The organism is Halomonas sp. G15 (genome assembly GCF_021282295.1).
GTDB lineage: Bacteria > Pseudomonadota > Gammaproteobacteria > Pseudomonadales > Halomonadaceae > Halomonas > Halomonas alimentaria.
Genome location: NZ_JAJSPA010000005.1, coordinates 85,511 through 96,866, shown reverse-complemented (window position 1 = coordinate 96,866; position 11,356 = coordinate 85,511). Strand labels below are relative to the sequence as shown.

The window sequence follows — 11,356 nt, the reverse complement described above, 5'->3', positions numbered from 1 at the left end:
TTTCCGAAAAAGTCAAGGGGTGAAGTGTGAACAAGTCTGAGCTGATCGAAGCCATCGCCGCGTCTGCTGATATTCCCAAGGCATCCGCCGCGCGTGCTCTGGATGCCATGGTGGATTCCGTGACCGATAGCCTGAAGAAAGGCGACAGTGTCTCCCTCGTCGGTTTCGGTACCTTCCATGTGAAGGAGCGTGCTGCTCGCACCGGTCGCAACCCCCAGACCGGTCAGCCGATCGAGATCAAGGCGGCCAAGGTGCCCGGTTTCAAGGCCGGCAAGGCGCTGAAGGATTCCGTCAACTAATCCAGGCCAACTGGAGAAGCGCGCCGTCCGCGCCGCCGCTGGTTGACCGCTGATGGTTGATTGATACAGGCGCATCGCCCTCGGCGGTGCGCCTGTCTTTGTTATCGGCAGCCGAATTTTTAGATATCCATTTCGAGGCAACACTTCCGAGGCCTGCATGCTGCAAAGTATTCGAGACCGCTCCCGAAGCTGGGGAGCCAAGATCATCGTCGGGGCAGTCGTGGTGACCATGGCGCTGTTCGGCGTGGAGTCGCTGGTGGGCCTGTTCGGCAACAGCGGTGACGAGGTCGCCGAGGTCAACGGCGAGCCGATCATGCGCCAGGAGCTCGAGCTCTCCGTTCAGCGCGCTATCCGCAGCGGCCAGGTACCGCCGGAGCAGGAGCGCGCGCTGCGTGGTCAGATGCTCGACCAGCTGATCACCGACAAGGTGCTCAGCCAGTACGCCGAGGAGGGCGGCCTGCACCTCTCCGAGGAGCAGCTCGACCAGATCATCGTCTCGCTGCCCGAGTTCCAGAACCAGGAGGGCCAGTTCGATAGCGAGCTGTTCCGCAACCGCCTGGCAAGCGCCGGCTACACCCCGGTGGGCTTCCGCGACCAGTTGCGCCGCGACATGCGGCAGCAGCAGTTGCAGCAGGGACTGGCGTTCAGTGATTTCACTCTGCCCAGTGAGCAGCAGCGCCTGGCCGAGCTGCAGCGCCAGACGCGGACCTTCCGCCACGCGGCTCTGGATGCCGAGTCGCTGGAGGAAGAGGTCGTGCCCTCCGAGGCGGCCATCGAGGAGTACTACACCAAACACCAGGATAGCTTCCGTCGCCCCGAGCAGGTCCGTCTGAACTATGTGGTGCTCGACCGCCAGGCGATGGCCGAGCAGGTGGAGATCGACGAGGAGGCGCTGCGCGACGCCTGGCGCGAGCAGACCGCCGATGCCGATCGCCGTCTCTCGCACATCATGCTCAGCGTCGGTGACGAGCGCAGTCGCGAGGAGGCGGTGGCCGAGCTGGAAGAGGTCCAGGCCCGCCTCGCCGAGGGCGAGTCCTTTGCCGACCTGGCCGCCCATGTGTCTGATGACACCGTCTCCGCCGAGCAGGGGGGCGACCTGGGCGTGGTCAGTCGTGGCTTCTTCGGTGAGGCCTTCGACGAGGCCGCCTTCTCGCTGGATGAGGGGGAAGTCTCGGAGATCGTCGAGACCGACAACGGCCTGCACCTGCTGACCGTGACCGGTCTGGAGCGCGAACCGTTCGAGTCGATGCGTGACGATCTGCGTCGTCAGCTGGCCCAGGACCGGGTCAGTGGGGAGTTCAACGACAGGGCCCAGCAACTGATCGACGAGAGCTTCGCCGCCGACGACCTGCAGAGTGTCGCCGAGGATCTCGGGCTAGAGCTCCAGACCAGCGACTGGGTCTCCCGTGATGATGCCGAAGGGGTGCTCTCCGAGCCGGGCGTGATGTCTCAGGCGTTCAGCGGCGACGTGCTCGAGGAGGGCTTCAACAGCGAGGTGATCGAGCTGGACAATGATCGCCGCCTGGTGCTGCGCGTGGCCGAACACCGTGAGGCGACCACACTGCCGTTGGCTGAGGTGCGCGACGAGGTTGCCGCCGAGGTCGAGAGAGAGATGCGTCGCGATGCGCTGCGTGCCCGGGCGGATGAGCTTGTTGCCTCCCTGCGTGACGGCGAGTCGATCGACCTCGACTGGCAGCAGGCCGAGGAGGTCAGCCGTCAGGATAGCCAGGGACTTTCTCGAGGCATCGTCGACGCCGCCTTCCGGCTGCCGGCCCCCGAGGGTGATGCCCCGGCCTATGGCACGGTGGTCGACGGCGATCGCGCCGTAATCATCGCCCTGGAGTCGGTCGGTGAAGGCGAGGTCGATGAGCAGGTCGAGCAGTTCGTCTCCTCCATGGCCGAGCGCCTGCGTGCCCAGGCCGCCATCCAGGGGCTCATCGAGCACCTGCGCAGCGAGGCGGAGATCAAGCGCTAGGCTTTGCCAGCCGCCAGACGAAAGGAGCAAGCCCAAGGACATCCTGGGCTTGCTCCTTTTTTAATTTCAGCCCTCTTGTCTTATTGTTATGTTATAACAATTCATTCGATTTCCAGACCGAGGAGCACCCATGCCCACGCCAATGGCCAATATTCCCGTCCACCTGATCACCGGCTTTCTGGGCAGTGGCAAGAGCACGCTCATCCATCGCCTGATCGACCAGAAGCCTGCTGGAGAACGCTGGGCAGTGCTGGTGAACGAGTTCGGCCAGGTGGGCATCGACCAGGCGATGTTCGAGTCCCGGGACGACCTGGTGGTCAAGGGGCTGCCCGGCGGCTGTCTCTGCTGTCAGTTGGCCTTCGTGATGCAGGCGACCCTGGTCAACCTGCTCCATCGCTATCGGCCGGAGCGGCTGATCATCGAGCCCTCGGGGCTGGGGCACCCGGCGGGGTTGCTGGAGGTGCTACGCGGCGAGGCCTTCGCCGACGTTCTCGACGTGCGCAGTGTCGTGGCCCTTCTCGATCCCCGTCGCCTGGACGACCCGCGTAGCCGGGATCACGAGACCTTCCGTGACCAGCTCGCCATGGCCGATGGCGTGGCCCTAACCATGACCGACCTGGCCACGCCGGCCCAGCTGGCTGCAGCGAGGGAGTGGCTGGAGCGGCTGTGGCCGCCGAAGGGCTGGATTCTCGAGGCACCCGGAGGCGAGCTGCCCTTGGCGAGGCTGACGGCAGGCGAGCAAGAAGTGTCACCCCGCGCGGCGGTCGATAGTGAGGCCCATCGGCACCTCAGGCAGGCCGCGGAGGATGCTCGCGGCCTGCAGGGCGTGGTGCTGGAGGAGTTTGCCGAGGCACTGCCCGAGCCGGGCAGGCCCCAGCGGGAGGCCGGCAGCGCCCTGGGTCACGGGACCCTGGGGTGGCGGTGGCACCCCGGGGATGTCTTCGATCTGGATCGCCTGGGGGAGTGTCTTGGCGGGTTGCCTGGTCCCCTCAGGGTCAAAGGGGTCTTTCATACCGAGGCCGGCTGGAAGCTCTACAATCGCGCTGAGGGTGCGGTGAGCCTGACCGATAGCGCCTGGCGGCGCGACTCGCGCCTCGAAGTCATTGGCGAGGCAGAGTCCCTGCCCGACGCCGAGGCGCTGGAAGCGCTGCTGCAGCGGTCTCTCACTGCCCCAACGGAAAATCGCTGAGCTGAGGCGCACCGCCATCGACCACGACTTCCCACCCCTTGCCGGGCTGCCAGTCGCCGAGCACGATGCGCTGCGCGGGCTGGCCGTCGACCTCGAGTTCATGCACTGCCGGGCGGTGGGTGTGGCCGTGGATCAGGGTGGTGACGCCGTGTTCGGCCATCACCTTGACTACCTCCTCGGGCGTCACGTCCATAATGTCCTCGGCCTTGTTGGAGTTGGCCTCACCGGATTGGGCACGCAACTGGCTGGCCAGGGCGACGCGCTGCTCGATGGGCATCGACAGTACCTGCTGCTGCCACAGCGGGTGGCGGGCCTGGGCGCGGAAGGCCTGGTAGGCCTCGTCCCGCGTGCACAGGCTGTCGCCATGCATCAGCAGCACGGGCTTGCCGCCCAGCTCGACCACGCTAGGATCCTCCAGCAGGGTGGCGCCGGCCTCGCGGGCGAAGCGCTCACCCAGCAGGAAGTCGCGGTTGCCATGCATCAGGAAGATCTTGGTGCCATCATCCGCCAGCCGGCGCAGCGCTCGGGCGATACGCGCCGCCAGGTCGGCATTGCCGCTGGGGTCGGCACCGACGAGGTCCAGCAGGTCATCACCAATCCACGCCTCGAAGAAGTCGCCGAGGATATACAGGGCATCGCTGCCGCAGGCGCGCTCCTCCAGCCAGCGCAGGAAGCCCTCGGTGATCTCGGGGGCGCCGGGGTGCAGGTGCAGGTCGGAAATCAGCAGAGTGGCCATGGTGGTGAGTTCTCACGTCGTGCGTCGCAAGGCAAGACGCCCGCACGGGGCGGGCGCCAGATGGGGCAGGGCAGGTGGATCAGTCTTCCTTGACGTAGGCCTTCTCGATGATCACATCCTGGGCCGGCACGTCGGCGTGCATGCCGCGGCGGGTGGTCTCGACATTCTTGATCTTCTCGACCACGTCCATGCCGTCGACCACGCGCCCGAACACGCAGTAGCCCCAGCCCTGGATGGACTTGCCGCTGTGGTTGAGGAAGGTGTTGTCGGCGACGTTGATGAAGAACTGGGCGGTGGCGGAGTGCGGATCCTGGGTGCGCGCCATGGCCAGGGTGCCTTTCTCGTTGGCCAGGCCGTTGTCGGCCTCGTTCTCGATCGGGTCGCGGGTGGGCTTCTGGTTGAAGTCCTCGTCGAAGCCGCCGCCCTGGACCATGAAGCCCTCGATCACGCGGTGGAAGAGGGTGCCGTCGTAGAAGCCGTCGCGAACATACTGCTCGAAGTTGGCGGCGGTCTTGGGGGCCTTCTCGTGGTCGAGCTCGACGCTGATGTCACCGTAGGTGGTCTGCAGAACGATCATCGCTAAGTTCCTGTGCAATAAAGGGGCTCCGCCTTGGCGTTGCCCGTGGGCGTGGCGCTATAATACCGGTTTTGCTTCCATGCGCGAAGCGAGCGTGGGGCAGGGCACGGCGGTTGCCATTGGTGGCGGCGCCCGGGGCTGATCCGGCGGCAGGCCTTCGAGGAGGCGCTGTGAACCTCTCCCCGGGCGCTACCGACGCCATCCCTGGCGTAGGACCTCCTCTTCGCCCTGCCCCCGGCGCCTCCCACTGAGGCGCGTTGGCAACGCTTGCGCCGTCAGGCCCGCACTTTCAACCAGAGGCTGTTCTTCTCAACATGTCCACCGAAACCACCAGCGCCCCGAATTTCATCCGCAATCAGATTCGCGAGGAGCTCGAGGCCGGGCGTACCGGCAAGATCGTGACCCGCTTCCCGCCGGAGCCCAACGGCTTCCTGCATATCGGGCACGCCAAGTCGATCTGTCTCAACTTCGGGCTGGCCGAGCAGTTCGGTGGCGACTGTCATCTGCGCTTCGATGACACCAACCCGGCCAAGGAGGAGCAGGCCTATATCGACGCCATCAAGGAGGATGTGAGCTGGCTGGGCTTCGATTGGGCAGGGGAGGTGCGCTTCGCCTCCGACTACTTCGACCAGATCTATGCATGGGCCCAGCATCTGATCCGCGAGGGCAAGGCCTATGTCGATGACCTCTCGCCGGACGAGATTCGCGAATACCGCGGAACCCTGACCGAGCCGGGTCGCCCGAGCCCCTATCGCGAGCGCAGCCCCGAGGAGAACCTCGACCTGCTGGACCGCATGCGTACCGGCGAGTTTGCCGAGGGCGAGAAGGTGCTGAGGGCGAAGATTGACATGGCCTCGCCCAATATCAACCTTCGCGACCCGATCCTCTACCGCATTCGCCACGCCACGCACCACCAGACCGGCGACAAGTGGAAGATCTATCCCTCCTACGACTTCACCCATGGCCAGTCCGACGCCATCGAGGGGATCACCCACTCCATCTGCACCCTGGAGTTCGAGGATCACCGCCCGCTCTACGAGTGGTTCCTCGACAACCTGCCGGTGCCGGCCAAGCCGCGCCAGATCGAGTTCGCGCGGCTCAACCTCAACTACACCCTGACCTCCAAGCGCAAGCTCAAGCTGCTGGTGGACGAGGGCATCGTCGATGGCTGGGACGATCCGCGCCTGCCGACCATCTCCGGGATGCGCCGCCGTGGCTACACGCCGGCGTCGATCCGCAAGTTCTGCGAGATGATCGGGGTGACCCGCGCTGACGGCGGCCTGGTGGATATCGCCATGCTCTACCACGCCATCCGCGCCGACCTCGAGGACAATGCGCCGCGGGCCATGGCCGTGCTCAAGCCGCTGAAGGTGGTGCTGACCAACGTCCCGGAAGGCCACGAGGAGACCTACGAGGTCCCCGGTCATCCGGCGCGCGAGGACATGGCCGTGCGCAGGGTGCCCTTCACCCGCGAGATCTATATCGATCGCGACGACTTCATGGAGGAGCCCCCCAAGAAGTTCTTCCGCTTGGCACCGGGCAAGGAGGTGCGGCTGCGCAACTCCTACGTGATCCGCTGCGACGAGGTGGTCAAGGACGACGCCGGCGAGATCAGCGAGCTGCGCTGCTCCGTGGATTTCGACACCTTGGGCAAGAACCCGGAAGGGCGCAAGGTCAAGGGCGTGATCCACTGGGTCAGCGCCGAGCACGGGGTGCCCATGGAGGTACGCCTCTATGACAACCTCTTCCTCGAGGAGCAGCCGGACAAGGACAAGGACGCCGACTTCCTGGAGCACCTCAACCCCGAGTCGCTGGTGGTCTGCCAGGCCGTGGGTGAACCCAGCCTGGCCGAGGTCGTCCCCGAGAGCCGCTTCCAGTTCGAGCGCGTGGGCTACTTCTGTGCCGACCGCCACGCCTGCCGTGATGGCAAGCTGGTGTTCAACCGTACCGTGGGGCTGAAGGACACCTGGGCCAAGGTTCAGAAGAAGGAAGCCCAGAAGAACGTCCAGGACAAGCAGAAGGGCTGACATGCAGATCTACAACACGCTGACCCGTCGCAAGGAACCCTTCACGCCGATCGAGCCGGCCAAGGTGCGCATGTATGTCTGCGGCATGACCGTCTACGACTACTGCCACCTGGGCCATGCCCGGGTGATGGTGGCCTTCGACGTCATCACCCGCTATCTGCGTCACCGCGGCTATGACGTCACCTATGTGCGCAACGTCACCGATATCGACGACAAGATCCTGCGCCGGGCCGACGAGAACGGCGAGACGATCTCGTCACTCACCGAGCGCATGATCGAGGCGATGCACGAGGACGAGGCGCGCCTTTCCGTGCTGCCGCCGAATCACGAGCCGCGGGCGACCCGGCATATCGACGATATCCTCGCCATGATCGAGACGCTGATCAGTAAGGGGTACGCCTATGCGGCGGACAACGGCGACGTCTATTACCGGGTGCGCCGCTTCGAGGGCTACGGCAAGCTCAACAACCGCGACCTCGACGAGATGCGTTCGGGAGCCCGGGTTGAGGTGGACGAGCACAAGGAAGACCCGCTCGACTTCGTGCTCTGGAAGGCGGCCAAGCCCGGCGAGGCGAGCTGGCCATCGCCCTGGGGCGAGGGACGCCCGGGCTGGCATATCGAGTGCTCGGCGATGTCGAAGTGCTGCCTGGGCGAGACCTTCGATATCCATGGGGGCGGGCCGGACCTGACCTTTCCGCACCATGAGAACGAGATCGCCCAGTCCGAGGCAGCCAACGGCAAGCCCTTCGTGAATACCTGGATGCATGCAGGGGCGGTGCGGGTGAACCACGAGAAGATGTCCAAGTCGCTGGGCAACTTCTTCACCATCCGCGAGGTGCTCGAGCATCACGACCCCGAGGTGGTGCGCTACCTGCTGGTGGCGAGCCACTACCGCAGCGCGATCAACTATGCGCCGGAGTCCCTGGCCGAGGCCCGCAAGTCGCTGGAGCGCTTCTATAACGCCCTTGAAGGGGTGGCTCCTGAAGGCGTCGAGTCCCCCGGCGAGGTGGATGGAGGCTTCGACGAGCGCTTTACCGCCGCCATGGATGACGACTTCAACACCCCCGAGGCGCTTTCGGTGCTCTTCGACCTGGCCCGGGAGCTGAACCGGGCGAAGAAGGAATCGCCCGGCGAGGCGCCGGCCCTGGCGGCAGAGCTCGGGCGCCTGGGGGCCGTCCTCGGCCTGCTACAGCAGGATCCGGCGACCTTCCTCAAGGCCGGTGCCGGCGACCTGCCGCTCTCCGAGGAGCAGATCCAGGCAAAGATCGACGAGCGTGCCGCGGCCAAGAAGGCCAGGGACTTCGTCGCCGCCGACGGTATCCGCGACGAACTGGCAGCACTGGGCATCATCCTCAAGGATTCCCGGGAAGGCACCAGCTGGGTATTCGAGAAGCCCGACGTCGAGGCATAGGCCAGGCCTTGAGCTGAACGCCTTACTCCAGAAAACCCGCCACAGAAAACCGGAACGCCCGACCCCCTGAGCTTCATTCACAGGGGCGTCGGGCGTTGTGGTCTCCAGGGTGGAGGGCAGGCGGACTATCCGGTCACAAGAGCGTGGTTGGCTTTCTGGAGAGCATCCAGCTGCTGCGCTATTTCCCGTCGCACGCCTGGACTGATGCCCAGCGTCCTGGCCTCCTCATCCCATGCGTTAACCGCCGCCACTACTTCCTCGATGACTTGCCGAGCCTCGCTCCAGCGTGTGAAGCCGGCCTGGTCGGCCAGTGCTTGAACGACCTTTAACGGCGGGTTCTTGCCGTGCCCCTTGAAGGCGGTGGCGTGCTCGCCGTAAGGGCCCGGGCTAAAGGTCATGTCATAGGCGGGGGAAAGGCACCATTGACCGTCATCCTGCAGGAGAAAGGCCCAGTTCTTGCTGTGGTCGTCCTGGTTGCATGCGAAGAGGTTGAATATTGCCCGACGAAATAGTGCTCTGCCGATGGCGGGACTTCCGCAGAGGACCTGGCCGGCTTTGATGATGTCTTCCTGACACTCCCCGCCTGCCGCGCTTCGCGCTTTAGGCGAGGGTTCTTGGGTCACCCCGAGAACCTTCCTGCTTCGACACGCCTTCACTAGGCAGCGGCTAAGCCGCTGCCCCCGCTCCAGTCGCTCCACAGGCTAACCCCGCCAGCCCGGCGGTTCGGATATTTCTGGCCGCGTTGATATCACGGTCGATGGCTTGGCCGCAGCCCTCGCAGCGCCAATGGCGCTGCGACAGCGGTAGCCTCTCAACCTTATACCCGCAGCCGTGGCACATCTTGCTACTGGGCAGCCACTGGCTGACCTTCACCAGTTCTCGGCCCGCCCAGGCCGCCTTGTATTCGAGTTGGCGGACGAACTCGCCCCAGCTCGCATCGCTGATGGCCTTGGCCAAGGAACGGTTCTTGACCATGCCAACGATGTTCAGCGACTCGACACACAGCACTTGGTTTTCGTTAATCAGCGTGCGGGTCGCTTTGTGGGTGGCATCACGGCGGCAGTCCGCGATCTTGGCATAAAGCCGTGCCACCTTGTTTCGCGCCTTGGCCCGATTCTTCGAGCCTTTCTGCTTTTTCGCCAACCGGCGCTGCCAATATGCCAGCTTGGCTTCGTAGCGTTTCAGGTGGCGTGGATTGCCGGACTTCATGCCCTCACTGGTGATGAATATGTCGGTCAGGCCGAGGTCGATGCCTACCATCTTCGGCGTGACCGGCAGCGTCTCTGGCTCGAATTCGCACAGGCAGCTGATGAAATAGCGGCCGGCACGATCCTGCGAGATTGTGATGCTGGAGGGCGCGCTGGGCAGCGGGCGGCTCCAGCGGATCAGCAGCGGCGTGCTGGTCTTGGCGATAGTGATCTCACCATCCCGATAGCGGAAAGCGGCCTTGGTTAGCCGGATCGACTGCCGGCCATCCTTGCGCTTGAAACGCGGATAGCGCGCTTTGAGCTTGGGATTGAAGAAGTTGTCGAAGGCGGCTTTCTGATCCCGCAGCGTCTGCTGGAGGATCACGCTGGAGACATCTTTCAGCCACCGATATTCGGCTTTAAGCGCTACCAGCCGCTTTTCCGCTGCGGAATGCGACACCGATTCACCCCGCTGCTGATACGCCTCGGTGCGATAGGCCAGCGTATTGTTCCAGACGAAACGCGCACACCCGAACGACTTGGCCAGCAGCTCAGCCTGTTCGGGGGTGGGATAGAACCGCTCGTTATAGGCACGTTTCGTCATGCTGTATAAATATCAGGCATGATTGGCAATATCAACATCGACAGGCACCGCTGCGCGGTGCGCGCTTATATCACCGCCCGAGTGGGCGATGCTTTACGCGCTGTCTGGTAATCGAGCGATGGCAGGCGGAAGTCGGCGTCCAGTAGTCCGCAGGCACTGCTCATGTGGTAGCGCCCCTGTTGGCTGCAGTCGAAGCGCCGCAGGGCCAGCCACGCTAGTGCCGGAGAGCCTTTGGGTGGGGTGATGAGCTACCAGTCAGGCGTTTCGATTCCGCCCCGCTTGGCCAGGGTCAAGTAGACCGCCTCGCATAGCCCTTCTTCATGTCCCAGCGCCAGTGCGCTGGAGGTGAACTTGACGAGCCAGGGCTCCAGTCTCGGGCGAGGGCGGGTGCTGGCCCGGTCGGTGCTGCCTGGCGAGAGGTAAACCTGCACCTTGGGGCGGGCCCCTCCTGAGCTGCCCGCCTGAGCGAGTGTGGCGAGCACAGTATCGGTCTGGCCCTCGAAGAGCTGTCGGGCCTGTTCACCCAGCTCGCCCAGGCGACTCCAGTGGTCGGCTTCGTCTGAACCAATAAGTGCCGAGGCCGGGTGATAGCTGAGAGCTCCCATGCCGTGCTCGCCGACGAAGGCCAGCCGGTCCATGGCAGTCACCGCATGGGGTGGTATGCCGTGCTGCCGAAACAGGCGATCCATCAGCATCAACCCCCAGCCGTCTGGCAGCGAGTCGGCGAATAGGCCGTGGAGCCCCTTGTGGGGAGCGGGAGGGGCAGCATGCAATCGCGCGTCGAAGGGGAGCTGGAACGGCGACAGGCTGTGGTGCTCGCGACAGTAGGCGTCGTCGTACTGGAAGAAGACGCCCTGCCTGTTCTGGGCCAGGCGGCCGACGAGTACCCGATGGCCATCGCTGAGGCGACGTCGCACGTCCAGTTGTCGGATGGGAGTGAAGTCAATCGTCACGCAGCACCTCTTCTATGCTGCCAGGCATGGTCGGCGCTGGCGCCGCCAACTCTGCCACACGCTCCAGGCGATCCACGCTCTGCCACAGCAGCAGGAACTGCCGCAATGAAATCTGGCCGGTCGTCTCGAATCGCTTGATCGTGGGGGCCGGCACGCCGCTCCGCTCTGCCAGGGCGTCGCGGGAGAGCTTGAGCTCGCGCCTGCGCCGCCTGATGGCGCTCGCCAGGTCATGCTGGACATCGCTGGCGGTAAGTAGCGTGAGTCGCATGGTGCCTCTATATAGCTAACATGATGTCCATAAATGGGATTATTAAGCAGTAAAAGACATTATAGTAGCCTTTGATTGGCTGGCAAACTCAACGAAGTCCTGTTCTTTGTGCGCGATCTTGCTCATTTAA

General features: G+C 64.4%; 11 protein-coding genes. 5 read left to right on the top strand and 6 right to left on the bottom strand.

Features of this window, described 5'->3' with window-relative positions; all coding sequences use genetic code 11:
* Positions 1-26 precede the first annotated feature (26 nt).
* The 3 genes from LWH48_RS04385 to LWH48_RS04375 all read left to right on the top strand — a co-directional run bounded on the left by LWH48_RS04385 (position 27) and on the right by LWH48_RS04375 (position 3,463).
* On the top strand, positions 27-299 hold the full coding sequence (locus LWH48_RS04385) for an HU family DNA-binding protein (protein WP_027962884.1): 273 nt from the start codon (positions 27-29) through the stop codon (positions 297-299).
* Between the two features lie 157 nt (positions 300-456).
* Positions 457-2,274: a SurA N-terminal domain-containing protein gene (locus LWH48_RS04380; RefSeq protein ID WP_232911500.1), complete on the top strand. Its 1,818-nt coding sequence runs from the start codon at positions 457-459 to the stop codon at positions 2,272-2,274.
* A 130-nt stretch (positions 2,275-2,404) separates the two neighbouring features.
* Positions 2,405-3,463 carry a CobW family GTP-binding protein gene (locus LWH48_RS04375; protein ID WP_232911498.1) on the top strand — a complete coding sequence of 353 codons (1,059 nt, stop codon included), beginning with the start codon at positions 2,405-2,407 and terminating at the stop codon, positions 3,461-3,463.
* Here LWH48_RS04375 and LWH48_RS04370 read toward each other — a convergent pair.
* Together LWH48_RS04370 and LWH48_RS04365 are read right to left on the bottom strand one after the other, a co-directional pair.
* Positions 3,438-4,199: a UDP-2,3-diacylglucosamine diphosphatase gene (locus LWH48_RS04370; RefSeq protein WP_232911496.1), complete on the bottom strand. Its 762-nt coding sequence runs from the start codon at positions 4,197-4,199 to the stop codon at positions 3,438-3,440. The two genes, LWH48_RS04375 and LWH48_RS04370, sit on opposite strands and share 26 nt — an antisense overlap.
* Before the next feature lie 79 nt (positions 4,200-4,278).
* Complete coding sequence (locus LWH48_RS04365; protein ID WP_213313200.1) at positions 4,279-4,776, bottom strand: peptidylprolyl isomerase; 498 nt, start codon at positions 4,774-4,776, stop codon at positions 4,279-4,281.
* A gap of 314 nt (positions 4,777-5,090) precedes the next feature.
* Here LWH48_RS04365 and LWH48_RS04360 point away from each other — a divergent pair, with 314 nt between their 5' ends.
* Both LWH48_RS04360 and cysS read left to right on the top strand, forming a co-directional pair.
* A complete protein-coding gene (locus LWH48_RS04360) occupies positions 5,091-6,803 on the top strand; it encodes a glutamine--tRNA ligase/YqeY domain fusion protein (RefSeq protein ID WP_232911494.1) in 1,713 nt (570 codons plus the stop codon).
* A 1-nt stretch (position 6,804) separates the two neighbouring features.
* Entirely contained in the window at positions 6,805-8,214 is a 1,410-nt protein-coding gene (cysS, locus tag LWH48_RS04355) for a cysteine--tRNA ligase (RefSeq protein ID WP_232911493.1), read from the top strand.
* 125 nt (positions 8,215-8,339) lie between these two features.
* On the opposite strand, the gene LWH48_RS04350 is transcribed toward cysS, so the two are convergent.
* The 4 genes from LWH48_RS04350 to LWH48_RS04335 all read right to left on the bottom strand — a co-directional run bounded on the left by LWH48_RS04350 (position 8,340) and on the right by LWH48_RS04335 (position 11,226).
* Positions 8,340-8,837, bottom strand: coding sequence for a HipA domain-containing protein (locus LWH48_RS04350; RefSeq protein WP_232911492.1), 498 nt, complete (start codon positions 8,835-8,837; stop codon positions 8,340-8,342).
* 43 nt (positions 8,838-8,880) lie between these two features.
* Positions 8,881-10,005 (bottom strand): RNA-guided endonuclease InsQ/TnpB family protein, encoded by a 1,125-nt coding sequence (locus LWH48_RS04345; RefSeq protein ID WP_232911491.1) that lies wholly within the window; start codon positions 10,003-10,005, stop codon positions 8,881-8,883.
* Between the two features lie 248 nt (positions 10,006-10,253).
* Complete coding sequence (locus LWH48_RS04340; RefSeq protein WP_232911489.1) at positions 10,254-10,958, bottom strand: type II toxin-antitoxin system HipA family toxin; 705 nt, start codon at positions 10,956-10,958, stop codon at positions 10,254-10,256.
* Positions 10,948-11,226 (bottom strand): helix-turn-helix domain-containing protein, encoded by a 279-nt coding sequence (locus LWH48_RS04335; RefSeq protein ID WP_232911487.1) that lies wholly within the window; start codon positions 11,224-11,226, stop codon positions 10,948-10,950. The genes LWH48_RS04340 and LWH48_RS04335 overlap by 11 nt, the downstream gene beginning before the upstream one ends.
* Positions 11,227-11,356: the final 130 nt, after the last annotated feature.

Bases quoted from the DNA above. Each gene is read 5' to 3' on its own strand.
- cysS (WP_232911493.1), top strand. From the start codon at position 6,805: ATGCAGATCTACAACACGCTGACCCGTCGCAAGGAACCCTTCACGCCG.
- LWH48_RS04335 (WP_232911487.1), bottom strand. From the start codon at position 11,226: ATGCGACTCACGCTACTTACCGCCAGCGATGTCCAGCATGACCTGGCG.
- LWH48_RS04360 (WP_232911494.1), top strand. From the start codon at position 5,091: ATGTCCACCGAAACCACCAGCGCCCCGAATTTCATCCGCAATCAGATT.
- LWH48_RS04380 (WP_232911500.1), top strand. From the start codon at position 457: ATGCTGCAAAGTATTCGAGACCGCTCCCGAAGCTGGGGAGCCAAGATC.
- LWH48_RS04375 (WP_232911498.1), top strand. From the start codon at position 2,405: ATGCCCACGCCAATGGCCAATATTCCCGTCCACCTGATCACCGGCTTT.
- LWH48_RS04370 (WP_232911496.1), bottom strand. From the start codon at position 4,199: ATGGCCACTCTGCTGATTTCCGACCTGCACCTGCACCCCGGCGCCCCC.
- LWH48_RS04345 (WP_232911491.1), bottom strand. From the start codon at position 10,005: ATGACGAAACGTGCCTATAACGAGCGGTTCTATCCCACCCCCGAACAG.
- LWH48_RS04365 (WP_213313200.1), bottom strand. From the start codon at position 4,776: ATGATCGTTCTGCAGACCACCTACGGTGACATCAGCGTCGAGCTCGAC.